The 24822-nt window shown below is 67.5% G+C and carries 26 protein-coding genes and 1 tRNA gene; 15 read left to right on the top strand and 12 right to left on the bottom strand.

Features of this window, described 5'->3' with window-relative positions; all coding sequences use genetic code 11:
- Positions 1-213: 213 nt before the first annotated feature.
- Entirely contained in the window at positions 214-801 is a 588-nt protein-coding gene (locus P0W64_RS19965) for a PadR family transcriptional regulator (protein ID WP_275481933.1), read from the bottom strand.
- 70 nt (positions 802-871) lie between these two features.
- Here P0W64_RS19965 and P0W64_RS19960 point away from each other — a divergent pair, with 70 nt between their 5' ends.
- The 4 genes from P0W64_RS19960 (at position 872) to P0W64_RS19945 (ending at position 5905) form a co-directional block, all read left to right on the top strand.
- Positions 872-2956: an SDR family NAD(P)-dependent oxidoreductase gene (locus P0W64_RS19960; protein ID WP_275481932.1), complete on the top strand. Its 2085-nt coding sequence runs from the start codon at positions 872-874 to the stop codon at positions 2954-2956.
- Positions 2953-3690 carry an acetoacetate decarboxylase family protein gene (locus P0W64_RS19955; protein WP_275481931.1) on the top strand — a complete coding sequence of 246 codons (738 nt, stop codon included), beginning with the start codon at positions 2953-2955 and terminating at the stop codon, positions 3688-3690. The genes P0W64_RS19960 and P0W64_RS19955 overlap by 4 nt, the downstream gene beginning before the upstream one ends.
- Positions 3690-4916 carry an NADH:flavin oxidoreductase gene (locus P0W64_RS19950; RefSeq protein WP_275481930.1) on the top strand — a complete coding sequence of 409 codons (1227 nt, stop codon included), beginning with the start codon at positions 3690-3692 and terminating at the stop codon, positions 4914-4916. The genes P0W64_RS19955 and P0W64_RS19950 overlap by 1 nt, the downstream gene beginning before the upstream one ends.
- A 248-nt stretch (positions 4917-5164) precedes the next feature.
- Positions 5165-5905, top strand: coding sequence for an MBL fold metallo-hydrolase (locus tag P0W64_RS19945; RefSeq protein ID WP_275481929.1), 741 nt, complete (start codon positions 5165-5167; stop codon positions 5903-5905).
- 146 nt (positions 5906-6051) lie between these two features.
- Here the strand turns inward: P0W64_RS19945 and P0W64_RS19940 are convergent, their stop codons facing one another.
- Entirely contained in the window at positions 6052-6828 is a 777-nt protein-coding gene (locus P0W64_RS19940) for an alpha/beta fold hydrolase (protein ID WP_275481928.1), read from the bottom strand.
- 112 nt (positions 6829-6940) lie between these two features.
- Between P0W64_RS19940 and P0W64_RS19935 the strand changes: the two genes are divergently transcribed.
- Entirely contained in the window at positions 6941-7537 is a 597-nt protein-coding gene (locus tag P0W64_RS19935; protein WP_275481927.1) for a TetR/AcrR family transcriptional regulator, read from the top strand.
- Between the two features lie 102 nt (positions 7538-7639).
- Here the strand turns inward: P0W64_RS19935 and P0W64_RS19930 are convergent.
- Positions 7640-7724 (bottom strand) — tRNA-Ser (locus P0W64_RS19930).
- A 77-nt stretch (positions 7725-7801) separates the two neighbouring features.
- On the bottom strand, positions 7802-8353 hold the full coding sequence (locus P0W64_RS19925; RefSeq protein WP_275481926.1) for a hypothetical protein: 552 nt from the start codon (positions 8351-8353) through the stop codon (positions 7802-7804).
- Between the two features lie 61 nt (positions 8354-8414).
- Between P0W64_RS19925 and P0W64_RS19920 the strand changes: the two genes are divergently transcribed.
- The 3 genes from P0W64_RS19920 to P0W64_RS19910 are packed head-to-tail and all read left to right on the top strand — an operon-like array spanning position 8415 to position 11166.
- Positions 8415-9389 carry an NAD(P)H-quinone oxidoreductase gene (locus P0W64_RS19920; RefSeq protein WP_275481925.1) on the top strand — a complete coding sequence of 325 codons (975 nt, stop codon included), beginning with the start codon at positions 8415-8417 and terminating at the stop codon, positions 9387-9389.
- Positions 9386-10354: a hypothetical protein gene (locus P0W64_RS19915; protein WP_275481924.1), complete on the top strand. Its 969-nt coding sequence runs from the start codon at positions 9386-9388 to the stop codon at positions 10352-10354. Before P0W64_RS19920 ends, P0W64_RS19915 begins: the two co-directional genes overlap by 4 nt.
- Complete coding sequence (locus P0W64_RS19910; RefSeq protein WP_275481923.1) at positions 10351-11166, top strand: hypothetical protein; 816 nt, start codon at positions 10351-10353, stop codon at positions 11164-11166. Before P0W64_RS19915 ends, P0W64_RS19910 begins: the two co-directional genes overlap by 4 nt.
- Here the strand turns inward: P0W64_RS19910 and P0W64_RS19905 are convergent.
- On the bottom strand, positions 11163-12359 hold the full coding sequence (locus P0W64_RS19905; protein ID WP_275481922.1) for a cysteine desulfurase-like protein: 1197 nt from the start codon (positions 12357-12359) through the stop codon (positions 11163-11165). The genes P0W64_RS19910 and P0W64_RS19905 overlap by 4 nt on opposite strands.
- A 132-nt stretch (positions 12360-12491) precedes the next feature.
- On the opposite strand from P0W64_RS19905, the gene P0W64_RS19900 reads away from it, so the two are divergent.
- Genes P0W64_RS19900 through P0W64_RS19885 form a run of 4 tightly spaced genes read left to right on the top strand, consistent with a single transcriptional unit; the run spans position 12492 to position 15598 of the window.
- A complete protein-coding gene (locus P0W64_RS19900; RefSeq protein WP_275481921.1) occupies positions 12492-12974 on the top strand; it encodes a bacterial proteasome activator family protein in 483 nt (160 codons plus the stop codon).
- 27 nt (positions 12975-13001) lie between these two features.
- Positions 13002-13856, top strand: a complete 855-nt coding sequence (locus P0W64_RS19895) for an ABC transporter permease (protein WP_275481920.1) — start codon at positions 13002-13004, stop codon at positions 13854-13856.
- Between the two features lies 1 nt (position 13857).
- A complete protein-coding gene (locus P0W64_RS19890; protein ID WP_275481919.1) occupies positions 13858-14661 on the top strand; it encodes an ABC transporter ATP-binding protein in 804 nt (267 codons plus the stop codon).
- A 43-nt stretch (positions 14662-14704) separates the two neighbouring features.
- Complete coding sequence (locus tag P0W64_RS19885) at positions 14705-15598, top strand: glycosyltransferase family 2 protein (RefSeq protein ID WP_275481934.1); 894 nt, start codon at positions 14705-14707, stop codon at positions 15596-15598.
- Positions 15599-15692: 94 nt separating this feature from the next.
- On the opposite strand, the gene P0W64_RS19880 is transcribed toward P0W64_RS19885, so the two are convergent.
- From P0W64_RS19880 to P0W64_RS19850, 7 genes are read right to left on the bottom strand one after another with little or no spacing between them, the layout of a single operon-like run.
- On the bottom strand, positions 15693-17336 hold the full coding sequence (locus P0W64_RS19880; RefSeq protein ID WP_275481918.1) for a glycosyltransferase family 39 protein: 1644 nt from the start codon (positions 17334-17336) through the stop codon (positions 15693-15695).
- Positions 17333-19096 carry a glycosyltransferase gene (locus P0W64_RS19875; RefSeq protein WP_275481917.1) on the bottom strand — a complete coding sequence of 588 codons (1764 nt, stop codon included), beginning with the start codon at positions 19094-19096 and terminating at the stop codon, positions 17333-17335. Before P0W64_RS19875 ends, P0W64_RS19880 begins: the two co-directional genes overlap by 4 nt.
- A 3-nt stretch (positions 19097-19099) precedes the next feature.
- Positions 19100-19525 carry a GtrA family protein gene (locus P0W64_RS19870; protein ID WP_275481916.1) on the bottom strand — a complete coding sequence of 142 codons (426 nt, stop codon included), beginning with the start codon at positions 19523-19525 and terminating at the stop codon, positions 19100-19102.
- A gap of 23 nt (positions 19526-19548) precedes the next feature.
- Positions 19549-20007, bottom strand: a complete 459-nt coding sequence (locus tag P0W64_RS19865) for a nitroreductase/quinone reductase family protein (RefSeq protein WP_275481915.1) — start codon at positions 20005-20007, stop codon at positions 19549-19551.
- A gap of 46 nt (positions 20008-20053) precedes the next feature.
- Entirely contained in the window at positions 20054-20548 is a 495-nt protein-coding gene (locus P0W64_RS19860; protein WP_275481914.1) for a hypothetical protein, read from the bottom strand.
- A gap of 16 nt (positions 20549-20564) precedes the next feature.
- Positions 20565-21068 (bottom strand): hypothetical protein, encoded by a 504-nt coding sequence (locus P0W64_RS19855; protein WP_275481913.1) that lies wholly within the window; start codon positions 21066-21068, stop codon positions 20565-20567.
- Between the two features lie 11 nt (positions 21069-21079).
- The gene (locus P0W64_RS19850; RefSeq protein ID WP_275481912.1) at positions 21080-21298 is read right to left on the bottom strand and encodes a helix-turn-helix transcriptional regulator; all 219 of its coding nucleotides are present in this window, start codon (positions 21296-21298) and stop codon (positions 21080-21082) included.
- A gap of 141 nt (positions 21299-21439) precedes the next feature.
- Here P0W64_RS19850 and P0W64_RS19845 point away from each other — a divergent pair, with 141 nt between their 5' ends.
- Genes P0W64_RS19845 through glmS form a run of 3 tightly spaced genes read left to right on the top strand, consistent with a single transcriptional unit; the run spans position 21440 to position 24774 of the window.
- Positions 21440-22642, top strand: a complete 1203-nt coding sequence (locus P0W64_RS19845) for a hypothetical protein (RefSeq protein WP_275481911.1) — start codon at positions 21440-21442, stop codon at positions 22640-22642.
- Between the two features lie 47 nt (positions 22643-22689).
- Positions 22690-22950, top strand: a complete 261-nt coding sequence (locus P0W64_RS19840) for a hypothetical protein (protein ID WP_275481910.1) — start codon at positions 22690-22692, stop codon at positions 22948-22950.
- 9 nt (positions 22951-22959) lie between these two features.
- Entirely contained in the window at positions 22960-24774 is a 1815-nt protein-coding gene (gene glmS / locus P0W64_RS19835; RefSeq protein ID WP_275481909.1) for a glutamine--fructose-6-phosphate transaminase (isomerizing), read from the top strand.
- The last annotated feature ends 48 nt before the right edge of the window (positions 24775-24822 follow it).

The following is a 24822-nucleotide window of genomic DNA, read 5'->3' as shown; positions in this document are numbered from 1 at the left end:
GCACGAGCAGCACGAGAAGGCGCTCGAAGCGACCCGCAAGGTCCAGGACCACGGCGGCAAGATCGAGATCGAGTGACCAGGGCCAGGGCAGCACGGCCGGTATGGACCGGACGATACGCGGCACGAATTTCGTTCAGGCAGACCTGAACAATGCACCCGCCCACCCATATCCGGCCAGAATCAGCGACGAGATGTGCACGACGATCCGGTGCGTCAAGACGTCGACGCGTCGTTGCCGATCCCGTCGCCGTCGTCTCGCGGGAGCAGTTCGCGGCGCGCGCTCTGCCACCAGCGAAGTTCCGTTTCGGTGAGTTCGCTTCCGAACGCGAAGGTCAGCTGCATGAGCCGGTCATGGCGATTTCGGGCAGGTTGGTCCGGCGGCGTGCCGGACACGCGCAGCTGATGGAGTTCATCGAGCTTCGCGGTCAGTGCCCGTTCCTCGTGATCGATGAGTGCCGCAAGATCGGCATCTGGCAGCTCTGCCGCGAAGAACATCCTTATCAGACCCGGATGACGGAACGACGCCGCCTTCGGCGTCTGTCGCAGCCACACACCCAGAGCGGCCTCGCCCTCGGCCGTGATATGGAAGACGGTCTTCTCCCGGCGTCCCGCCGCAGCCACCCTCTCGGAGGACACCAGCCCGGACTCTTCGAGGCGGTCGAGCAATGGGTACACCTGATTGTCGCCCACCGCCCAGAAGTACGAGACCGTTGCGCGCGCAATGACCTTCAAGTCGTAGCCCGACGCGGGACCGCTGGAGAGGAACCCGAGCAGGGCATAGGCAGCCGGGGAGATCGACACGGCGGTATTGTATCCCCCTAACGGTAGATAGCTCATTTACAGATAGCTCAAATTAATCTATTCTGTGGTCATGACGTCGCAACGGCACTGCATCATCGGAGCGGGTTACGCGGGACTGGCGGTGGCGAAGGCGTTCACCGATGCGGGCCTCGAGCACGACCACCTGGAGGCCACCGAACGCGTCGGAGGCAACTGGGCCCACCGCGTCTACGACTCGGTGCAGCTGATCACCAGCGCGTCGGTGACCCAGTACGCCGATCACCCGATGCCGCGCCACTACCCCACGTTCCCCAGTGCTGCGCAGATGCTCGCGTACCTGGAGGACTACGCAACCCGATTCGGGCTGTCCGAGCGAATCGAGTTCGGCACCCAAGTGGACGCATGTGCCCCGCGCGACCCGCGCGGCATGACCGGCTGGCGCGTACGACTCGCATCCGGCGAGGAACGAGAGTATGCAAGCGTGGTCGCCGCCACCGGGCACTACTGGGACAAGAAGATCCCGGAGCATCCGGGCACGTTCACGGGGCGGACGGTGCACTCGGCCGACTACAGGAATCCCACCGACCTCGGCGAGCGGGTACTGGTCGTGGGTGGCGGGAACTCAGCGTGCGACATCGCCGTCGAGGCAGCGAGAGCCCGTGGTAGAGCAGATATCTCGCTTCGCCGCGGCTACTGGTTCGTGCCACGCACCGTGGGCGGTGTCCCGACCGCCGAACTCGCCAACGGCTGGCTCCCCGAGCCGGTGGAGCGCATGCGTACGCGGGCCGGTGTGCGCGCGACCATCGGCGACTACCGCCGCTACGGCCTGCAGATGCCCGAACACGATATCTTCGACCAAGACGTCACGGTCAACACCCGCATCTTCGATGCGTTCGAGAACGGGCGCGTACGACCTCGCCGCGGAATCGCCCGATTCGACGGCAACACCGTACATTTCACAGACGGCGGGATCGGCGAATACGACACCATCGTGTGGGCGACCGGCTATCACCTTCGCCTTCCATTCCTCGAACGACTTCTCGAATGGCAAGACGGTGTCCCGCTCCTCATCGGCCACACCTTCGCGCCGGGTCTGGCGAACCTCACGGTCCAAGGACTCATCGCCCCGCGGCTGGGTGCAGGCAGCCTCGCAACCAAGGGGTCCAGGCTGATCGCCGACGTCACACACGTTCAGCAACGTCTCGACGTGCCTTTCGCAGATGTGTTGGGGCGCTTGGCCAGACCGAGTGCGAAGATGACTGCGGGAGCGTTCGAGCTCGAACGCGGGCTGGACGCCGCCCGTGTGGTGTTACGGTTCGTCGATCGCCATCCCCGAGCAGCGGCCCGCATCGTCGACGGGCACCAGCACCTGACCGTGCCCCGTCATCGCCCGCCATTGCCTGCCGGAACGGCAGTGGTGACCGGCGCCTCGTCCGGCATCGGCGAGGCCCTCGCGTACGAACTGGCCGAACGCGGACACGCACTCCTGCTGATCGCGCGACGGCGTGAACGCCTGCACCGGCTCGCAACGGAACTGCGAGCGAAGCATGGAATAGATGTCGAGGTCTTGCCGTGCGACCTCGCCGACCGCAGGCAACGCGAAACCCTCTGCCGAATCCTTACAGGCCGGGACATCAGCGTGATCTGCGCCAACGCAGGGGCGGCCACGTTCGGCGAACTACGCGACGCGGACAGCGTGCGTGAAGCCGACCAGGTAGAACTCAATGTCAACGCCCTCCATCAGCTGGTGATCGCACTCCTGCCGGGACTGCTCAGACGCAACAGTGGCGCCGTACTGGTCACCGGATCAACCGCCGGACACCTGCCGATGCCCGGCATGGCGACCTACGCAGCTACCAAGGCATTCGTCAATAGCTTCGCCGAAGCTCTGCACTCCGAGCTCCGCGATACCGGTGTGACGTGCACATTGCTGGCCCCCGGCCCGGTGCACACGGAATTCGCCCAGGAGGCCGGCCTCGATGAGAGCGCACAGAGCGGCGATCCCACCTGGCTTCCGGCGCGTCGTGTCGCGGCAGAGGCGCTCCACGGCCTGGCACGAGGCAAGCGCATCGTCTCCCCCGGCGCGATGGCCAAGCTGCAGACTGCGGCCGCACGGCATGTGCCACATGCGTTCACGCTTCCCGCCTTGCGCACGATGGCGAGGAACATGCCATGACCGCGCGTGCCGACTTCGCCCGTGTAAGGGCTCTGCTGCGGACCACCGGTCCGACGTACCGGGACGCCCACTACCTCACCACCACCGTAGAGGTCGACCCCGCAGCGATGCGTCCCTGGCTACCGGGCGGCGTTCACCTCGCCGATCCTCCACGCGCCGATCTGTTCTGTGCATGGTTCCCCGACAACGCCTTCCAGTCGCCCTATCGCGAGGCCGGACTGTTCGTCCACGTCCGCACCCCCGCACGCACAGGCATACACACACCCTGGATGATCGTCGACGACGACATCGCCCTCATCGTGGGCCGCGAAGCTCTGGGCTATCCCAAGAAGATCGGCGAGATCACCTTCACCGTCTCCGGAGACGATATCGAAGCACGTGCGGGGCGGCGCGGCGCCGAACTCATCCATATGCACGGCGAACTCGGCGAACACATCGAAGAGCCTTACCCGATCCTCGGACGGCCGAACCTCAACGCCACCGGTCTGATCGGGGCGGCAATCCCTCGGCTGGTGCTGTTCCGGCCCGGCGAACACCCGATCGAGACCCGCCGTGCACATCTGACGCTCACCCTCGGCGGAACCCCTCGCGATCCGCTGCACGAGATGGGCCTGGGCGAAGTCGTCGACGCACGGCTGCACCGCGTCGACCTCACCCGCGGCATACCCCCCTTCCCCGTGCGGCCACTGAGCCCACGATTCATACCCCGTCGATTCGTCCCCAGGATCCTCTGATGAACAACACCACCTCCCCCACCCCCTCGACGTTGAGCCAGCCACTGACGCTGCCCTGCGGTACGACACTGAAGAACCGAATCGCCAAGGCCGCCATGAGTGAGACGCTCGCCGACCGGCACGGAGTACCCACTGCTCGGTTACAACGCCTGTACGACACGTGGGCACGCGGCGGAGCGGGATTGCTCATCACCGGCAACGTGATGATCGATCACCGCGCACTCGTCGAGCCCCGCAACGTGATCCTCGAAGATCCTCGCCATCGCCCTGCCATCGCCCGGTGGGCCGCAGCAGCCCATGCCCACCACACCACCGTGTTCATGCAACTCAACCACCCCGGTCGCGTCGCGGCCGCACCCTGGAATCGCCGGCCCGTCGGGCCTTCCACCATCCGCTCCCGCTCGACCGGAGCGCGACGCCCCCGCGCAATGACCACACCCGAGATCGCTGCACTCGTCCGCCGATTCGCGCACTCCGCCCAACTCGCCGTCGATGCAGGATTCGACGGCGTCCAGATCCACGCCGCCCACGGGTACATACTCTCCCAATTCCTTGCGCCCAACGCCAACACTCGCGGCGACCGATACGGCGGCGACCCAGGACGACGCCGCAGCCTTCTCCTAGACGTCATCCACGCCACACGAGAGACGATCGGCCCTACAGTCGCCCTCTCGGTCAAACTCAACTGCGCCGACTTCGACCGCGGAGGACTGTCCGAAGACGAATCCCTAGATACAGCAGTCGCACTCGCGGACTCCGGCATCGACCTTCTCGAGATCTCCGGAGGCACCTACGCCGACCCGGCGATGTTCGGCCCAGATGTCAGCAGCAACCCCCATCCCCACGACTATTTCCTCCCCTATGCCCAGCGTCTACGCGCGCGCACCAAAGTCCCGATCATGCTGACCGGCGGTATGCGTACCGCCGCCGTGATCACACAACTGATCGACACCGGAGTGATCGACGTCGTCGGCCTTGCCCGTCCGCTAGCCGTCCGACCAGACCTGCCCACCCGCATCCTCGTCGGCGACGAAATCGGCCCACTGCCCGGCCCCACACCGCTGGGCAGACGAAACGCCGACGGACTACTCCAGACCGCCTGGCACGCCGCTCAACTCCGTCGCGTCGCCAACCAGGCACCGGCCAGCCCCGACCTCGACAGCAGACGAACACTGCTCACCACCCTGGCGCGAACACTCGCCGGAACCATCACCCAGGGACACTGATCCGAGGACGAGAGGGGTTGAGCCCGTGCTCCGTAAGGTCTCTTCGGCCACACCGATCGGCACCTTTATCGGCACGCTGCTGAAAGGCCTCCGTATCAGATGGGCCTAGGCGCTCCTACCGCGGAGACAGATCACCGCACGCACACAGCAGCCGAGCGGCGACGGGCGCAACCACAGTGCGTGAACGTGCCGACGCCAGCGCAGCCGACGACCGTTCGGTCGCGGATAGCGCACCAGGAAGGCAGACAATGGTTCCGAAACCAGTCATCGAGACGCTCGATCACGCAGGCATCACTCGCGTGTCGCGGTGGATCTGGAACTGCTACGTCATCCACGAAGGACCCGTCGTGATCGACGCCGGCCTTCCCTCGGCAGCCACTGACATCGCGCCGATCATCAACGACCTCGGCGGCTCGATTCACAGCATCGTCGCCACCCACGGACACAGCGACCATCTCGCCGGCGCGCCCGCAGTAGCCGACCGCTACAACGCCCCAATCCTGCTACCGCCCCGCACCCTCCGCTACCTCGCCGGAGAGAAGCCACGTAACCCCGGCCCCATCGACCAGGCCAGAGTCGCGCCGGTCCTGCGCAACCAGCCGCTCGACTGGACCGCCGCCCTGGGTCTGCTGACCGGAACCCGATGCGCCGGCTTCGGCCTGAGCCCACGCATGCGGTGGACCGGGCCCACTCCGTCCGGCGAGCTCGACGACGGTGCGCCACTGATGGGTGCACCCGCCTGGTCCGTCGTCGCCGCACCCGGCCACACCGACGACAGCATCGCGCTATGGCACCCGGCGTCCGGAACACTGCTGTCCGGCGACGCGGTACTCACGCGCAGCGGAAGGGCGTGGTTCACGCCCGAACTCGTCGACCCACACACAGCACACCAATCCAACCGGCGCCTGCGAAACCTCCCCGTCACGACGCTACTCCCCGGACACGGAGCACCACTGAGCTCCGACGACGTATGGCAAGACTGCCGGTGACCCGCCCAGCCGCAGCGCCATGCTCTCCCGTTCGAACTCGGCGCTACCGTGTGCGTTCCACGTCGACACCGACATGGCCGTAGATGATGGCGGTGCCGTTCATCTACTACTCGCGGGTGTGGAGGTCGCAGGTGACGTAGACGTACCTAACGCAGAGCCTCGATCCAATTGAGAATATGCGAGGCTGCCCGCTGCCAGCCCGGTACCAGCATCAGATCGTGAGGCAGCCCGTCCACAACGATGGGCGTCAAATCGTACTTACGCGCTGCGATCGAGTGATCACGTGGTGGGACGGTATAGTCCTCTGACCCCACGATCGCCAGCATCGGGACTGTCACCATGCGAGTTCGGACGGGACGCGTGAGTGTGTCGAGAACGGCGCGGAAGCTCTCCTCCTGCAGTCGGTTGATGTATCGCGTCGTATCCGGGTCCGGTTTGTCCGCAGAGAAATACCAGTAGCGTGCAGCCTCGGGCTGACCGAAGAGCTGGAATAGCTTGAATGTCGTGAACACGCGCGCAACTCCCACCGGATCCCGGCGAGTGGCACGCAGAGTCAGGCGCAAAGCACCACTCGGGGGCGCCGAACCCACCAAGACCCCCGCCCTCGCGGCGTGATTCTCCAGGTAGCGCTGTACTACGAACCCACCTAGCGAGTGTCCGATGAGGATGGGTGGCTGGTCGAAACGAGCCGCCACCTCCGCTACGTCTGCGATGTAGTCATTGACGCTGACCCACGTCACCGCTTTGTCGGACGGACTGCGACCGTGCCCGCGCAGATCGAGGGCGATCGTTCGCCATCCGTGCTCCGCGAAGTAGGGAAGGAAGTGCTCGTCCCACGCCCAAGCCCCATGCATGGCGCCGTGAACGAACAATAGCGGCGGCCGGCCGGATCGAGCCTGTCCTCGTTCGATGGTCGCGATCATGAGCGGCTCCTTCGAGTAGCAGTGCCACTGCTATTATACGCGAGTATAATAGTGCGTGACAAGGTCGAGCACAGGAGGCGCTAGATTGAGTCACGTGAGCACTCGTCGTCGCATGACACCGAAGCAGCGACGCACGCAGCTCCTGGACGTTGGCGAAGAGTTGTTCGATGGTGGTCGATTCGACGAACTGTCGATGGAGGAGATCGCCGGCCACGCCGACGTGACGCGGGCGTTGCTTTATCACTACTTTCCAACGAAGGCAGAGTTTTTCGGCGCCGTGTGGCAGCGGGCCCACGAGTCGATTCTTCCTGTCGCCGACCTTCGGGACTCGAGTACAGTGCGCGACTGGCTCATCGACGCGCTTACCAAGTACTTAGCCTTCTACGAACAGCACCCGAACCTGGTTCTGATCGCGAATCGCAGCTCGATCGCCGCCGCCCCAGCAGTCCGAGAACCGGTCGCCACCACCTTCGGCGTGATCGGTCGGGCAGCTCTTGACGCCGCCGGCTGCGCAGGAACGAATAGACGATTGGCAGAGGCATCGTTCCGCGGATGGATTGCATTGGTCCGCGAGACCACAGGACTCGCGCTCATCGAACACGACCTGACCCCCGACGAAAACCTCCGAATCTGCATCCACGCGCTGGACGCGACGGTCGGGCAACACGCCGAGCTCTCCGCCCGGCCAGCGGCACCCACCGATCACTAGCAGTGGCTAGTGTTGTCGATCAACGATTCTCATAGCGTTTGCACTGGGTCACTCTCAGGCCCCGGTCGCCGCACTCCACTCCCGGACACCCCCTATCACCTGCGGAAGCGGAGGGATTTGAACCCCCGGTGGTTTCACCCACGCTCGCTTTCAAGGCGAGTGCATTCGGCCGCTCTGCCACGCTTCCCTGAGCAGGCATCCTACCGGACCCGGCATTCGCCTCCTCGCACCACCGACGCGGTACCGGCGCGCGATCGACAGCGCTCAGCAGGGCAGCTCCATCTGCTCGAACGTGCCCTTCGAGGGCCGGTACACCCACTGCTTCCGCATGCAGGTCGGCTTCGCGGGCGTAGCGCGAGACGCATCCTGCCCGCCCCGAGCACGCGGTGAACCCGATCGTCGGGGTGCGTCGCCGCTCGGGCTCACACTCGGACGTGCAGACGAGACGCTGCTCGACGGAGCCGGGCTCGGGCCACTCGGCGTGGCACCCGCCGGAGCCGCAGAGGACGTCGCCACAGGTACCCGCACCGTCGTCGGGGCCGGAGTCCGCGTGGCCGAGGCGCTCTGGACGAAGGTCGCCACCAGAGCGATCACGGTGCCCACCGCAGCGCACGCCGCCACGAGATGCAACCAGGTGACGCGGCCACCTCCAGCTCCACCTCCGCCGACGGACGAACCGCCGACCGGCGAACCGCCGCCGGGTTCCTCCAGACGGTCGGGGGTGCTGTACAGGAGCGGGTAGCGCTCGCTTCCGTGCGGATCCTCCATCGTCACGGAAACCAGACGGACCACGGCCAGCAGGACATGCAGGCACACTATCGAAGTCGAAGCCGCACCGTGAGCAACCCGCGTCCGTCTTGTGTGCTACCCATGAGTCATGCGCGCGATCGTCGTGGACGAGACCACCCGAGACCTGCGGGTCGCCGAGGTGACGACCCCGCAGCCGGCGCCCGGCGAGGTGCTGGTGAAAGTGGCCGCCGCCGGGGTGAACCGGGCCGACCTCATGCAACGCCGCGGGCTGTACCCGCCGCCTCCCGGGATCAGCGACATAATGGGCCTCGAGGTATCGGGCACGATCGAGTCGCTCGGCGAGGGCGTCACGGGTCACGCACCCGGGGACGCGGTCTGCGCGCTCATCGCGGGCGGCGGCTACGCCGAATACGCGGTCGTTCCCGCGTCGCAGCTGTTGCCGGTCCCCGGAGGGGTAGACATCGTCGACGCGGCCGCGCTGCCGGAAGCCGCGAGCACCGTCTGGTCCAACCTCGTCATGGAGGGCGGGCTGCGGTCGGGCGAGACATTCCTGGTGCACGGCGGCGGCAGCGGAATCGGCACGTACGCAATACAGGTCGCTAAGGCTCTCGGGGCGACGGTGGCCGCGACCGTCGGCTCCGAAGGTAAGGCGCAGCGCTGCGTCGAGCTCGGCGCCGACATCGTGATCAACTACCGCGAGCAGGATTTCGCCGAGGAACTCGCCGGCCGCGTCGACCTGATCCTGGACATCATGGGTGCGAAGTACCTGGGCCCCAACGTCTCCGCGCTCGCCACAGGTGGGCGGCTCGTCATCATCGGCATGCAGGGTGGCGCACAGGGCGAGCTGAACATCGGCGCCCTTATCGGTAAGCGCGCCCGGGTGATCGGCACCAACGTTCGCAATCGTCCCCTCACGGGGCCGGGATCGAAGGCTGCGATCGTCGCGGAGGTCGTCGAGCACGTCTGGCCGCTCGTTGCGAACGGATCGGTCAGGCCCGTCATCTCGGCACGATTGCCACTCGCCGACGCGGAAGATGCTCAAGCCCTGCTGGATTCGCCCGATTCCGTGGGCAAGGTCCTCCTCCTGAGCGAGACGTCATGACGGATCTCGCGAACCGGCTGCTCGATGCACACGTGGCCTACGAGCGGGAGCAGCTGCGCGGCAACGCATTCCACAGTCTCATTCTGGAGGAGGTGGAGAACGCCCTAGACACCGCCTCGCAGATCACACTCGGCGAGGCGGTCACACCCGAGATGATCAAGGCCGTCGCGCGCAAATACGCGGCACAGGTGCCGGTCGAGGGCGCGATCCCGGAGCTGGTCGGTGAGATCGCGAGCGTCCTCTATCGGCACAGAACCAACGACGACAACGCGTTATCCGACGTCTTCGATGCCCGCAGCTTCGACGAGCTTGCCTCCACCGCAGCGGATCTCGACGTCACGCGACGACTTGCCGAGCGGCTGTGGACGAGCCCGGTCGCCGTCGACGTGTGCGCCACAGCATTGCGGCACGCCGCCACCGCAGTCGCCGACGACGGCCGGGCGGTCCTCGACCGCCTTCCCGGAGTGCGCCGTATCGGCCGGATCCGGTTGCCCGCTACCGTAGATCAGCACGCCGAGGACGCCGTACGCAGGGCCGTCGCCTACGTGCTGGAGAAGTCCGCGACCGGCGCGGCCGAAGAGCCAGAGGCCGCCGCCCGGGAGCTGTGGCACCAACACCGGGACACTCGGCTCGGATCGTTCCGGGATCTGGTGTCCGAGGACGACGTCGAGGCGATCGTCGTGCTCGTCTTCGAGTTCTGGCGGGTCTTCCGCGAGACCGGGTACTTCCACGACGCGCTGGACGCCGGCATCGACTACTTCTTCGAGAAGTACAGCGACACATCGCTCTACGAGATCCTGAACGAGGTGGGCGTGGGGCGCGAGGACATGATCGAAGAGGCGCTGCGCTTCGGACCACCGGTGTTCGAGATGCTCGACGAGCGCGGATTCCTCGAACCCCTCATCCGTCGCCGCCTCGCGGCGTTCTACACCTCCGACGCGTTCCGCGTGGCAGCCGAGCAGTGAAACCCCGCGCGGCGGTGACCGCATTCGCCGCCGCGCTGCTCGTCGCCGCGTGCGGCCCGTCGACGCCGGCGGACCGCAGCCTTTCGTCCACCCAGAGCCCGGCGCCGTCGCGCACGTCGTCGCCAAGCACCCGATCACAGAACCCGGCACCGCAGACCGCCTCCCCGTTCGGCCCGCCGTCGACGGCGCCCGCGGCAGCCGGCCCGGCGTCGGGCTACATCCCCGGCACGACCGTCGTCAGTGGCACGGAAGGAGAATCGAAGTACCGCACCACCATTCCGACGCTGACAGGCGGCTCCCCCGCGGTCGTCGAGCGCTTCCGTGCCGCAGTACGCGCCGGGCAGCGAGCCGTCCTACCGGGCTCGGAAGCCGACGGTCGTCGCTACACGACAGAGGACGGCGTCGTACCCGCCGGGTTCCGTACCGCCGTCACATCGATAACCCCGTACCTGGTGTCGGGGCTCATCGTCGCCGAGTCCTTCGCATACCGCGCAGCCCACCCGTACACGTCCATAGCCACGATCGTGATCGACACGGCCACGGCCTCCCCCATCGCATTCGACGACGTGTTCACCGACCCGGCGACAGCGCTGGCCCGGATGCGGTCGCTCGCACCCGGGCTGGACGGCAGCCGCAGGCTGCAGGACGCAGGCTACGACGACTTCCGCGACTGGCTCCCACGGCGGGACGGGTTCCAGGCGTTCGTATCGGTGCCCTTCGTCCTCGGCTCGTACATCCCGGTGACGGTGCCGTGGGCGAAGCTATCGGATCTGATGCGGCCGGGCATGCTGCAGAAGCTGTCCCGGGACTAGGCGAGTGAGCCGAGTGCCCGGACGAGTTGGTCCACATCGTACGGAGTGGAATATACGCCCAACCCGACGGTGACCGCGCCTCCGTACTCCGGCACGCCGAGACCGTCGAAGAACCTGCTCGGCACATCGCACAGGGCACATATCCCGTTGTCCGCCAACCGTTTCGCGGCCTTCTGTGCGGGCACGCCGGGCACGGTGAAGGACACCGTCGGAATCCGGCGCGAGGCCGTCCCGATCACCGAGACCTGCGGCGCCGTCTCCAGCGAGGCCAGGAGGTAGCGCAGCAGCCGCTGCTGGTAGTCGCGCACGGACCGGAGGGAGAACTGCAGCCGCTCGCGGCGCGTACCGGACGCGGCCTCGTCGAGACCGGCCAGGTGGTCGATGGACGCGACCAGGCCGCCGAGCATCGCGTACGAGTGCTCACCCGCCTCGAGCCGCTCCGGCCCCCTGGCCCGCGGGTCGACGGCGACTGCCCGGAGCCGCTCCAGCACCGTCGGATCGCGGAAGGCGAGCGCCGCGGCCTGCGGTCCGCCCCACCTGTTCGCGGACACGACGACGACGTCGGCCCCGAGGGTCTCGAGGTCGATCACCTCGTAGGACGCCGCGCTGGTCGCATCCACGACCAGCAGCGCACCGACGGACCGCGCGGCCTGCGCAGCAGCCGATACGTCCACCGTCGTCCCGATGGTCGACGAAGCCAGGGTCGTAGCCACCACCGACGTCGCCGAATTGACCAGCTGCTCGTATTGCCAAGACGGGACCTCACCGGTCTCGATGTCGGCCTCGGCCCAACGGACGGTCGCGCCCACGCGATCGGCGAGACGCAACCAGGGGGTGATGTTCTCCTCGTCGTCGAGACGGCCCAGTACCACCTCGGAGCCGAGCCACACCCGCGTGCTCATCGCCTCGGCCAGGGCACCGAGCAACTGCTCGCGGGTGGAGCCCAGCACGACGCCCTCGACGGGGGCGTTCACGAGGTCGGCTACCGCGGTGCGGGCGGCCGTGACGATGGTGGCCGTGTGCGCAGCGCCCGGATACACACCTGAGGGCTGCGAGACGAACCCGCGAAAGGCGCTGGCCACCGCAGAGGCGACCGTGGCGGGGATCTGCGCCCCGGCCTGGGGGTCGAAATGGATCCATCCGTCACCGAGCGCAGGAAAGAGTCCCCGCACCCTGGCAACATCGAAAGACATGGGTTCAAGCCTATCGGTCGCGTGGTCGGGGACCCGATGACTGGGGTCCATCGTCGCGCTCACTGCCAGGGACCATACACCCGTCCGCCGTGGTGGGGCCCACAGTCCCGACCCGTGAGTAACAATGGATTCATGACCGACCGAGACGACATCGAAATCATTCCCGCGAGCGAAGACGATGCTGTAGATTCGGACAGTTCGGACGACCTCCACTCGATGGTCGAGCAGCCCGCCAAGGTGATGCGCATCGGCACCATGATCAAGCAGTTGCTGGAGGAGGTGCGCGCGGCTCCCCTCGACGACGCCAGCCGCACCCGGCTCAAGGAGATCCACCGCAGTTCCATCAAGGAGTTGGAGGACGGGCTCTCCCCCGAGTTGCAGGCCGAGCTCGAACGGCTCGCGCTGCCGTTCTCGGACGAGTCGACACCGTCGGACGCGGAGTTGCGCATCGCGCAGGCCCAGCTCGTCGGCTGGCTCGAAGGACTCTTCCACGGCATCCAGACCGCGCTGTTCGCGCAGCAGATGGCGGCGCGAGCCCAGCTCGAGCAGATGCGCCAGGGCGCCCTGCCGCCGTCGATGCAGCGCGGGGCCGACGGGCACGGTCAGTATCTGTAGCGCGGTACGACGGTAGGCTCTGGCCTCGTGTCCGTCACCTCCCCGTCGCCCGCTGCCCCGCCGGTGTCCGATGCGCGCACGTTGGGGCGCGCGCTCAAGGACCTGCGAGACGGCTTCGCGCACCGCGAGCTGTGGCTCGAACTCGGCTGGCAGGACGTCAAGCAACGTTATCGCCGGTCGGTGATCGGGCCGTTCTGGATCACCATCGCCACGGGTGTCATGGCGGCGTCGCTGGCGCTGCTGTGGTCGGTGCTCCTGGGTGCGAATCTGCGCACGATGCTGCCCCAGGTCACCGTCGGTCTCATCATGTGGAACTTCATCCAGAGCTCGATCCTCGAGGGCTCCGAGGTCTTCATCAAGAACGAGGGCCTCATCAAGCAGCTACCGGCGCCGCTGTCCGTGCACGTGTACCGGCTGGTGTGGCGCCAGGTGCTGTTCCTGCTCCACAACATCGCGATCTACGTCGTGGTTATCATCGCGTTCCCGCCGCTGCACTGGTCGTTCTCGATGCTGCTCGCGCTTCCCGCGTTCGCGCTGCTGGTGCTCAACGCCGCGTGGGTCACGATGTTCTTCGGGATCCTGGCCACCCGGTACCGGGACATCGCACCACTGCTCACCGCGCTGACGCAGCTGCTGTTCTACGCGACACCCGTCGTCTGGTCGCTCGATACGGTCCCGAAGACGCACGGGAACGCCGAGCGCGCCCGCATAGTCGAGATCAACCCGCTGTATCACTACCTGGAGATCATCCGGGCGCCGATGATCGGCAAGGAACAGCACCTGTACCACTGGCTCATCGTGATCGGCTGCACGCTGGTGGGCTGGGTCCTGACCATGCTGCTGATGAAGCAGTACCGTTCCCGAGTCGCGTATTGGGTGTGAGATGACAGTTTCGATTCAGACCCACGACGCCTGCGTCGACTTCCCGATCTTCGATGCGAAGTCCCGGTCCATCAAGAAGGCAGTGATGGGCAAAGCCGGCGGCCGCCTCGCGTCCAACGATCACAAGGTGGTCGTCGTCGAGGCACTCAAGAACATCAACCTCCAGCTCGAGGAGGGCGACCGCATCGGCCTCGTCGGGCACAACGGTGCCGGCAAGTCGACGCTGCTCCGGGTCCTCGCCGGCATCTACGAGCCGACCCGGGGTGCGGCCCAGGTGCGCGGGCGCGTGGCACCCGTCTTCGACCTCGGCGTCGGCATGGATCCGGAGATCTCCGGGTACGAGAACATCGTCATCCGCGGCCTGTTCCTGGGCCAGACCCGGAAGTCCATGCAGCGCAAGATGGACGAGATCGCCGAGTTCACCGAGCTCGGCGACTACCTGTCGATGCCGCTGCGCACCTACTCGACCGGCATGCGGATCCGGCTCGCCCTCGGGGTCGTGACGTCGATCGACCCCGAGATCCTGCTTCTCGACGAGGGCATCGGCGCCGTCGACGCCGACTTCCTCCGGAAGGCCCGGATCCGCCTACAGGAGTTGGTCGCCCGCTCCGGCATCCTCGTCTTCGCCTCGCACTCCAACGAGTTCCTGGCCCAGCTGTGCGACCGCGCGATGTGGATCGATCACGGGTCGATCAAGCAGGAGGGTGGCATCGAGGAGGTCGTTACCGCGTACGAGGGCGACGAGGCCGGAGCTCGCGTCCGTCGCGTGCTGGACAAGATGGCCGAGGAGAAGTCGGGTGAGTAGACCCGACGGTCCGTCCGGGACCCGTGCCTCCTCCGGTGACGAGATGGTCGTCGCCGTGGTGGTGACGCACGATCGCACGGAGTTACTGCGACTGTCCCTCGACGTGGTGGCGCGTCAGTCCCGCCCTGTGGACCACTTGATCGTGGTGGACAATGCGGCGCAGGACGAGGTCCGCGAGATCGTCGAGTCTCAGCCGGTGCCCACCACGTACCTGGGATCGAAGTACAACCTGGGTGGCGCGGGGGGATTCGCGCTCGGGATGCTGCACGCGCTGGCACTCGGCGCCGACCGGGTGTGGCTCGCCGACGACGACGGTCGGCCCGAGGACGAGAACGTGCTCGCCACCCTGCTGGACTGCGCGCGACGGCACGGCCTCGCGGAAGTGTCTCCGGTCGTCGTCGACATCGCACAGCCCGACCGGCTGGCGTTCCCGCTGCGTCGCGGTGTCGCGTGGCGACGGCAGCGCAGCGAGCTGTTCGCACCGGGGGATCCGGACTCGGATCTGCTGGCAGGGATCTCGTCGCTGTTCAACGGCGCGCTGTTCACCGCGGATGCGATCGCCGCGGTGGGGATCCCCGATCTGCGGCTGTTCATCCGCGGCGACGAGGTAGAGATACACAGGCGCCTGCTGCGCTCCGGGCTGCCGTTCGGCACGTGCCTCACCACGGCGTACCTGCACCCCTACGGGTCCGACGAATTCAAGCCGATCCTCGGCGGCCGCATGCACACGCAGTACCCCGACAACCCCACCAAGCGCTACTTCACCTACCGCAACCGCGGGTATGTGCAGTCGCAACCGGGGCAGCGGAAGCTGATCCCGCAGGAGTGGGCACGTTTCGGCTGGTTCTTCCTGGTGCAGCAACGCGACGTCGCCGGGTTCCGCGAATGGATGCGCCTGCGGAGTCTCGGTCGCCGCGAGCGATTCACTCGACCGTAGGCCGCGGGTCGCCAGGGACCTCCGCAACATGCACCACCGGCGACGCCGACGCGACGATCGGCCTCACGTCGCTGACAGCATCGGAGTCACAGAGCTACCTCCAGTACCAGTGCCTCGTGTGAGGCAGTGGCTGCGGATCGGGGCCGACAGCCGGTGGCGGCGCCTCCAGGTGCACGACCTGCAGCACGTGGAACTGCTCCTGATGCACCACTGCGAGACCACCGTCGTCGAGGTGCATCTGGAGGTCTGAGCCCATGAACTGAAACGGCCGGAAGGTCCAGTACAGGTTGCCGTTCTCCCTGTGCCACTCGTCCTCGGTACGATCCGCATCGGCGAGAACCCATGCAGCGGTGCAGTTCTGAGCCACCCAGGTCGGCCACTGGTTGACCCCCTTCGCCTTGTCCCACAGCCGTCCGTCGGTGCGCCGGTCACCGTCGTCACCGATGTCCTTCAAACCCGCGAACTGCTCGGGCAGGCCCTCGAGTGCGACCCGCAGCGTGGTCGTCGACCAGGACGGCTGCACCTGGAACAGGACACAGTCACCGGGTCGCGCATTGTCGTGGATGTACCGCGCCGCGTAACTGAAGTCGCTGCCGCCCGGCTTCGACAGAGGCGTTCGCTGCCACAGGTAGCCGGGAACCGCGCACGCCGTCAGCGCGGCCAGCACCGCCCACACCGCCGCCCGCGACCGGTGTGCGCCGAACCGATCCGCCACCATCCGCACCGCCACGGCGAGGATCAGCACTACACCCGGCACGCTCGCGATCACGTAGCGACCCACGTACATGGGGAACACGGTCGACACCGCGAGAAGAAGTATCGGCGGCGCCAGCGCAGCGGGCACCGCCCATCTGAGGACATGCGCCCACTCGGCCCACGGCTCCGGCGCCAGCCAGCGACCGAGCGAACCGCGGCCCACCCAGCCGCGCAGGGCCGCACGGGTCCGCCACGGCCCGCCGGTCCCACGACCGACCCACAGGGCGGAGCACACGAGCACCCACGCGGCGACGGCGAACGTCACCGAATGGTCGAACCACTGATCTACGAACACGTTCTGGAACACCATCCAGCCGGGCCATGCCAGCCAGTTCACCTGTCCCGTCTGGGTCGCCGAAAGCACGATCAGGGGCGAGATCACCAGCAGCCCTGCTCCCGTCGCGATCAGGGCCGGGCGCCGCAGCCGATGCCGCCCCCAGACGATCGTCAGGAACGCCGCTAACACCACGGCGCCCGAGTAGAGGAACAGCGCTACCGACAGCGCCACCGCCCCACCATACGCGAACCACGTTCGGCGACAGGGGCGCTCGGCTGCCCGCACCGCGCACAGCAACAGCAGGGCCGACGCCGCTATCACCCAGGCGTACGAGCGCGCCTCGACGCCTGCCCAGGTGACGCGCGGGAGGACCGTCGCGACCACGCCGGCGGGCACCGCCAACGACGCGTCGAGCCGCTTCGCCAGGACGACGATCGCCGAGACCGCAGCGCCGACACCCAGGCATGAGAACAGTCGCAGCGACCATTCACCCAGGCCGAAAAGCGCCTCCCACCAACGAATGACGATGTAGTACAGGCCGTGCACGGAATCGACGGAGGCGAGCATCCGCATCATCTCGCCGAACGAGCGGTCCGTCGCGGACACCGTCGCCAGCTCATCGAACCAGAACGACGGACGGCCGGCGTGCACCGCCGACACTGCGAACGCCAGAACCCCGAACAGCAGGGGCAGCAGGCGCCTCATCCGCCGAAACCGAAGAGCCGTTCCCAGTTCGCGCGGGAGGTGAGATCGTCGCGGGCCGCGAGATACTCGGATCTGAGCTCCGGCGCGCGCCGGCGCAACTCGAGGCACAGCGCGGCGGCACGGCGTCCGAGTTCCACCGCCGCGGCCCGGTCCCGCCGCCGGCGATGCACGCCCCCCTGCCCGGCGTCCGTCACCGCCGCGTCTCCGAAGCGCGCCACGTGCCACCACTGGGCGTCGTGCGCGGGTATCGACACGGGACGCGGATCCACCCGGCCCAGCGCCTGCTGCACAAGGCGTTTGGCGAGCACCCGGTCGAGTGCGGACGGCTCGGGCCCGGCGGGTACCACGTCGACGTGCCGCCCCGCGACCTCTACTGCCGGGACCACGGCGCTGTCCGGGTACTCCGACCGCAGCGCGGCGAGCTCGCCGAGGCGGGAGGTGCCGCCGTCGGACAGGCACGACGGCCCGGACAGGAAATCCTCCAGCGCACGGAGTTTGGTCGCTGCGAGCCCGTACTGCATCGCGGCGACTGTGCGCGCGAGATCCGTCGCGATCAGCCGTGCGTAGTGCTTGCCGTCGAGCCCGGCGTGGAGGGCGCCCACGACGAGACCGTTGCGCACCGCGAAGTAGCGAGACCAGGAGTCCCTGTCTTTGAGGCGGAAGTCCTCGTGCCACACACCGGCACCGGGGAGGGTCACCGTCGGGAACCCGGATCCCCGTGCACGGACGCCGAATTCGATGTCATCCCACTGCAGGAAGAACGGCAGCGGCAGGCCCGCGGCGGTGATGGCCTCGCCGGGGATCAGGCACGTCCACCAGCCGTTCCATCCGGAATCGACGTAGCGGTCCTGGGATTCGACCGTGACGTCGACGCCGACCAGAGCGCCGGGCGACGGCACACCCGCCTGCATGTTCGCGATGGCTGGGCGCTCGGCCGAGAGGTGCAGGCGGGTGGGTTCGGCCATCGAGAGCATCTGCGCCCCCACCAGGACCCGCCGAGCCGCGAAGGCGGAGAACGCGATCAGCCGCAGCAGCGATTCTGGTTCGAGGCGGATGTCGTCGTCCATGACGACGACATCGACCTCGTCTCCGTCGCGCGTCGCCTCGTACATGCCGCGCGCGAAGCCGCCGGAGCCACCTAGATTCCCCTGCCGCAGGACGCGCAACCGGTCGCCCAGCACGGCGGCGGTCTGGGCGAACTCGGGGCGCGAAGAGACGAGGTCAGTTCCTTGATCGACCACGTACACCGACGAGACGCGTTCCACGACAGCGGGATCCGCGGCGAGTGAGGTGAGCGTCGCATTGGCGGAGTCCGCACGGTCGAATGTGCACATCGCGAGCGCCACGCGCCGTACCGATCCTCCTTCCGCCGACCAGCGCACGGAGGACACCGTCGACGGGGACTGGGCGCGCAGCCGCAGCCACAGCGCACCACCGTCGGCGAAGCGGTCCAGTGGTACCACCGCCGACCAGGCGCCCGACGCCGTCGCGGACCGCACCACCTGCTCGCGCCCTGCCCAGTCGCCGGCACAGACCTCGACGGCGACCTCGCCGTCGACATCGAGGGACACCGTCACCGCACGCACGTCGGTCCAGCGCTGCCACCAACTCGCGGGGAATCTGCCGAAGTAGGTGTCGGTGTCCACGAGCTCGCCGGCCTGGACGGTGACGGCTACCCGTGAGCGGTCACCACCCGTCGCGTACAGATCGCGGGGGACGGCGGGGTCGAGGTGGGCGAAGAGCGTGCGTTGGAGAAGCACCGGCTAGATCATCCGGAAGATGACGAGGCGCTGCACAACGAAGTTGATGACCGTCGCCGTACCCTGCGCGAGGACGTACGCGACGAGCCAGTGCAGAACGTTGCCCGGCCACACGTGCAGCACCGCGAGGAAGATCCCCTCCTGCACGACGAACGTCACGAGGTACAGGATCCAGACCGCGATCATTCGGCGGTGACTCGGGGCCGCCTGGAAGGTGTGCTTCCGATTGAGTATGTACGCGGTAGTCGTTCCGGCGATGAACCCGACGGCTTTGGCGAAGAACTCCGCGATCCCGAGCCCCTTGCCGAGCCCGAGCGTCAGCCCGAAGTCGATTGCCCCGCAGAACACTCCGATGAGGATGAACAGCACGATCTGCTTCTGCAGACCGTGCTGCGGGTTCTCGGTCGACGCGTCCGGGGCTGTGGTCACGCCGAACAGGGTACCGCCGCCGGTCAGCGGGGCGTGAGAACGAAGACGCGGGCGCCACCCTCGAAGGCGCGACGCAGGTCCTCCGGGTCGGCGACGCCGTCGCGGACGGTGATCCCGTTGAACTTGGCGAAGTTGCCGTTGTCCTTGGCGATGACCCCGTACAGCTCGGTGACGCCGGCCTCGTCGGAGACGACCGTGACGTCGGCCGTCCGACGTTGCCCGCGCAGTTGGACCTCGATCGGCTCGCCGGTCCGCAGATTCTTCCCCCAGGCGAACGGGCTGCCGACGAGCAGCGCGCCGTCGTGCGGGGTGTAGGCGACGGGGATCTCGTAGCGCTTCCCGGACTTCCGCCCGGTCACATAGAGGGTCAGCAGTCGCCGGCCGATCAGCCCGGACACGACGGGCAGCTTCAGCGCCGTGCGCATCGCCGCGTTCATGACGTTCTGGAGGGGCATCGTCTGTGCGGACCCGGCCTGGCTCATGCTGTCCACGGTAGGCCTCGAGCGCGTCTGAGACCAGGGTGAACGTCTACTCGAAGGTGTCGTCTTCGGCCGCGAGCCGCTGCGCATCTCGCCGCTCGCGGCGGCGCATCACCACGGTCAACACCGTCACGCCGATCACGGCTCCGATGAGGCCGCCGATCACATCCGGCACCGACTCCGGGAGGTCGAACGGAAGCAGATTCATGACGATCCACAGGAGGTACAGGGGAACCAGGACAGCGAGCGCCAGCCACCTGTGCCCACTGGACAGTTCCCTTCCGAGTGGATCGATGCGGATCCCCCGTCGTCGTCCATATCTCCAGGCAGCGATGCCCGCAGCCAGGTAGGCGCCGAGCGCGAGCCACGATGCGAGTATCGCGCCCTGCGCTGCCGCGACCACCATGACGACCGGGATGAAGTACTGCATCCACCAGAAGGCGACAGTCACACCGCGGTAGTACTCGTCGCGGGCGCGCTCGTCGCCCCAGCGGGCGTCGTCGGGTGCGAGAGCGAACTCCTCGATGCGGTTCTGTGCGGACATCTCAACCTCTCCTGCTCTATTCGAAGCGATCGTCGTCGCCTGCGAGGCGATCGATGTCACGCTGCTCGCGGCGGCGGATCCAGAGGCCCATCCCCATCGCGAACAGGCCACCCACGATCGCGCCGCAGACCGCGCCCACAAGAGACGCCGTGTCGAGGGCATCGCGCTCACGCAGCACGAACACCGCCCACAGGACCAGGAACGGAAGCACCGACCCAAGCGCGATCCAGCGCCGGCCACCCGAATTGAACTCCTTGGTGAGGCTCGCGAGCGGAATCCCGCGGCGGCGGCAGTAGCCCTGGCACACCCACTGACCGGACAGCACTCCGAGGAGGACCACGACGGACGTCCACAGTGCGCCCTGGGCAGCGGCGACCACCATGACGATCAACAGGACGTACTGCATCCACCAGTACGCGAGCGCGGCACCGCGGTAGTACTCGTCGCGGGCGCGCTCGTCGCCCCAGCGGCGGTCGTCGGGTGCGAGGGCGAACTCCTCGATACGGGTCTGGACTGACATCTGACTCACCCCTACTCGGTCGATTGCATCTCTGTCAGCGGGAACAGTTCCTCGACGGTCGAGCCGAGGGCATGACCGATACGGAGTGCGACGTACACGCTCGGCGCGTAGTCACCCTTCTCGATCGCGACGATCGTCTGGCGGCTCACGCCGACGGCCGTCGACAGTTCGGCCTGCGTCACCCGCCGCTCGCGCCGGCGGAGACGGACAGGATTCGCATCGTCTCCCACGGCAAGAAGTCAAACCTACTTGACACCATATGTCAAGTTCTCTAGACACACCTACGTTGGGTAAAAACCCTGTCTAATCAGGAGTTTCTCATCGAATTTCCAGGTCGAGCGTGACTGGTGTTACTGCTGTAGCCTCGTCGCGTGGCACCCGCACGAATCGACCCCAAGACACTCGCAGCCCGCGTCGCACGCGGCGGCTGGTCCGCGAGCGGTACCGCACTGGTGGCGGTGTTCATGGCGATCGCCGTCGGCGCCGGGACATTCCTGTTCATCTCGCACCGCAACCCGGTGCCGGTCACGGATAAGACGTACAGCGACCTGATCGCGGCCCGCCGCGCCGTCGACCAGTCGCGCTCGATGTTCGGGCTGCTGTCGACCGCAGCCGTCAACGCGACGGGCGGCGTGAACGACGTGGCCAAGTCGGTACCGCAGATCTTCGACGCCGTCGACGACGCCGAGAAGGGCGCACAGCAGGCACTCGACGGGCTGAACGCGGCACCGTCGGCATCCGCCGCCGCGAACAAGGTCACGAGCGCAACGGCAGGCATCGACAGCGCCCTCGCGCAGGTCCAGGGCCTGTCGTCGTACGGCAGCACGATCTCGCAGGCGGCCAAGACCGCAACGACGACCCTGCGCGGCGCGCACATCCCCGACATGGGCAAGGTCGAGCCACAACTCCGGAAGATCGACTCGGCGGCGGGCAGCGTCGCCCAGATCACCGGGCAGGCCTCGGGCCTACGCTCGGACCTGTCGTCGATGACGTCAGGGCTGCAGTCGTCGGCGCAGTCGATCGACGCGTCCATCGCGTCGGCCCGGACCGCGGCCGCCAAGCTGCGTGACGGCCTGCAGCGGATCTCCGCGGCCCGGCCGAAGGCGACCGCCGCGACCAACAATCTGGTCACCGGCCTGGGCCAGCTCAAGACCGCTCTCGGCGCTATCGACCTGCAACTCGCGACGGCCCAGCAGCAGCTGCCGCCCGTCCCCGCCGACCCCGAGGCCGAACAGAAGGCCAAGGAGGCGGAGGCGGCGAAGGCCAACACGCACCCGATGCCCATGGCACTCACGGCCGCCGCGATCGCGGGACTGCTGACGTACATGCTGGGCTCGGCACTCGGCGCGGCGACGCGCCGGCGGCTGCGCATCCCGCTACTACCGAATCCGCTCAAGGGCGTAGCCGCGGCGCGCCTCGACCAGCCGGAACTGGACACCGAGGACCTCACGGAGGCCGTTCACCACACCACCGACCGCCTCTCGCTCGAGACCAACCCGCGGATGCCCGTCATCCTGGCTCCATCGCAGTTCGCACGCGAGACCGAGCAGAACAACACGAACTCTGCCCGATAACGGGCAGATAATTGACACTTCCTCCGGCCGTCGGCAGAATCGTCGCCGTGCCGGAGCCCGAACTCGTCGACCACGTCGCCCGCAGCACAGGCCTGTCACAGGCTGAGGCGGTGCGCGTCATCGACGACGTCACGGCGTTCTACAGCGAGTCCGTGGAGGACTACGTCCGGCGGCGGCATCGGGAGCTGCAGGAGCACGGTGTGCGCAACGCCGAGATCTTCCGCGTACTCGCCGACGAGGCCACCACGCGCCGGTTCCCGGCGCCGACCCTCACGGAGCGGCAGCTGCGCCGCCTCGTCTACACGTAGGAGTTACCCATGTGCGGAATCGTCGGCTACATCGGCGGACAGGCGGCGACCCCGATCCTGATCGACGGACTGACCCAGCTCGAGTACCGCGGCTACGATTCGGCGGGCATCGCCGTACTCGGGCCGTCGGGCGCGCGCCGGGTCCGCAGCGTCGGGCGCGTGCGCGACCTCGAGGCCGCGTTACCCAAGCGGCTCGCCGGCAAGGCCGGAATCGGCCACACGCGGTGGGCGACGCACGGGGCGCCGTCGGAGGCCAATGCCCACCCTCAGGCCGACGGCGCCGAGCGGATCTTCGTGGTGCACAACGGGATCATCGACAACGCCCGGAGCCTGCGCGAGGCGCTCCAGGCCGACGGTGTGCAGCTCACCTCGGACACGGACACGGAAGCGATCGCGCACCTCGTCGCCGCGGCGGAGGAGGACACGCTCGAGCAGGCGGTGCTCGCCACCGTCGGGCGCCTGACGGGCACGTTCGCGCTGGCCGTGATGGACACCGAACACCCGGACCGGATCGTGGTGGCGCGCAACGGCTCCCCGCTCATCCTCGGCGTCGGCGACCACGAGATGTTCGTCGCGTCGGACGTCTCGGCAGTCGTGCGCCACACGAGCCAGGTGGTGCATCTGGACGACGGCGAGTGCGCGACGGTCACGGCAGGCGGCTTCCACCTGTTCACCGCGGAAGCCGAGACGGTGGGGCGCAGCGCTACCACCGTCGAGATGACCGCGGCTGAACTGGAGCTGGGCAACCACGAGCACTTCATGCTCAAGGAGATCCTGGAGCAGCCGCAATCACTCGAGCGCATGCTCACGGGCCGGCTCGACGACCGCTTCGCGACCGCGCGCCTCGACGGCCTCAACCTCGACCCACAGGCGATGCGCCGGTTCAAGCGCGTCAAGATCCTGGGCTGCGGTTCTGCGTACTACATGGGCCAGTTGGGCGCGAGCGTCATCGAGGAACTCGCGCGGATACCCGCAGATGCGGAGCCCGCCAGCGAGTTCCGTTACCGCAACCCGATCATCGAACCCGACACCCTCTACGTCGCCGTGAGCCAGTCCGGCGAGACCGCCGACACCGCGTTCGCCGTGCAGGAGGTGAAGCGCAAGGGCGGCACCATCGTCGGGCTCGTCAACGTGGTGGGTTCCACCATCGCGCGGGAGGTCGACGGTGGCCTCTACCTGCACGCCGGGCCCGAGGTCTCCGTCGCGTCGACGAAGGCCAACACGCATATGGCCGTGGGCTTCGTGCTGATGGCGCTCGCGCTCGGCCGGGTCCGTGACCTGTCCATCACCGACGGCGCACGGATCGTGCGCGCTCTCAAGGAACTCCCGCGACAGATCGGCGAGATCGTGGCGGACGGCGCGAAGATCGCCGAGGCCGCGCAACTGCTCGCCCAGGCGCCGAGCCTGTTCTTCATCGGCCGCGTGCGCGGATACCCGACGGCGCGCGAGGGTGCGCAGAAGTTCAAGGAGATCAGCTACCGGCACGCCGAGGCGTACCAGACCTCCGAGCTCAAGCACGGGCCGCTCGCCCTCATCAGCCCGGAACTCCCGACCGTGGCCGTGATCCCCGACGACGAGCTCCTGGACCGCAACATCGGTGCACTGCACGAGATCTCGGCCCGCGGAGGCGATATCGTGGCGATCACCCATGACACGGTCGAGGTCGACACCCGCCTCAAGATCACGGTGCCCAAGTCCGAGCCCGAGCTGGATCCGATCCTGTTGATGATCCCGACACAGCTCCTCGCCTACCACGCGGCACTGGCGCTGGGCGAGAACATCGACAAGCCCCGTAACCTCGCGAAGTCGGTCACCGTCGAATAGCGGCCGCGTGCGGGTGCGGTAATGGCAGGGTAAATCGGCCGAATCCGC

Source organism: Tsukamurella sp. 8F, from assembly GCF_029167375.1.
Classification (GTDB): Bacteria; Actinomycetota; Actinomycetes; order Mycobacteriales; family Mycobacteriaceae; genus Tsukamurella.
This window is presented reverse-complemented; position numbering and strand designations above follow the sequence as displayed.

Coding starts and splice junctions, on each gene's coding strand:
- P0W64_RS19960 (WP_275481932.1), top strand. CDS start 872: ATGACGTCGCAACGGCACTGCATCATCGGAGCGGGTTACGCGGGACTG.
- P0W64_RS19955 (WP_275481931.1), top strand. CDS start 2,953: ATGACCGCGCGTGCCGACTTCGCCCGTGTAAGGGCTCTGCTGCGGACC.
- P0W64_RS19950 (WP_275481930.1), top strand. CDS start 3,690: ATGAACAACACCACCTCCCCCACCCCCTCGACGTTGAGCCAGCCACTG.
- P0W64_RS19945 (WP_275481929.1), top strand. CDS start 5,165: ATGGTTCCGAAACCAGTCATCGAGACGCTCGATCACGCAGGCATCACT.
- P0W64_RS19940 (WP_275481928.1), bottom strand. CDS start 6,828: ATGATCGCGACCATCGAACGAGGACAGGCTCGATCCGGCCGGCCGCCG.
- P0W64_RS19935 (WP_275481927.1), top strand. CDS start 6,941: ATGACACCGAAGCAGCGACGCACGCAGCTCCTGGACGTTGGCGAAGAG.
- P0W64_RS19920 (WP_275481925.1), top strand. CDS start 8,415: ATGCGCGCGATCGTCGTGGACGAGACCACCCGAGACCTGCGGGTCGCC.
- P0W64_RS19915 (WP_275481924.1), top strand. CDS start 9,386: ATGACGGATCTCGCGAACCGGCTGCTCGATGCACACGTGGCCTACGAG.
- P0W64_RS19905 (WP_275481922.1), bottom strand. CDS start 12,359: ATGTCTTTCGATGTTGCCAGGGTGCGGGGACTCTTTCCTGCGCTCGGT.
- P0W64_RS19900 (WP_275481921.1), top strand. CDS start 12,492: ATGACCGACCGAGACGACATCGAAATCATTCCCGCGAGCGAAGACGAT.
- P0W64_RS19890 (WP_275481919.1), top strand. CDS start 13,858: ATGACAGTTTCGATTCAGACCCACGACGCCTGCGTCGACTTCCCGATC.
- P0W64_RS19885 (WP_275481934.1), top strand. CDS start 14,705: ATGGTCGTCGCCGTGGTGGTGACGCACGATCGCACGGAGTTACTGCGA.
- P0W64_RS19880 (WP_275481918.1), bottom strand. CDS start 17,336: ATGAGGCGCCTGCTGCCCCTGCTGTTCGGGGTTCTGGCGTTCGCAGTG.
- P0W64_RS19865 (WP_275481915.1), bottom strand. CDS start 20,007: ATGAGCCAGGCCGGGTCCGCACAGACGATGCCCCTCCAGAACGTCATG.
- P0W64_RS19860 (WP_275481914.1), bottom strand. CDS start 20,548: ATGTCCGCACAGAACCGCATCGAGGAGTTCGCTCTCGCACCCGACGAC.
- P0W64_RS19855 (WP_275481913.1), bottom strand. CDS start 21,068: ATGTCAGTCCAGACCCGTATCGAGGAGTTCGCCCTCGCACCCGACGAC.
- glmS (WP_275481909.1), top strand. CDS start 22,960: ATGTGCGGAATCGTCGGCTACATCGGCGGACAGGCGGCGACCCCGATC.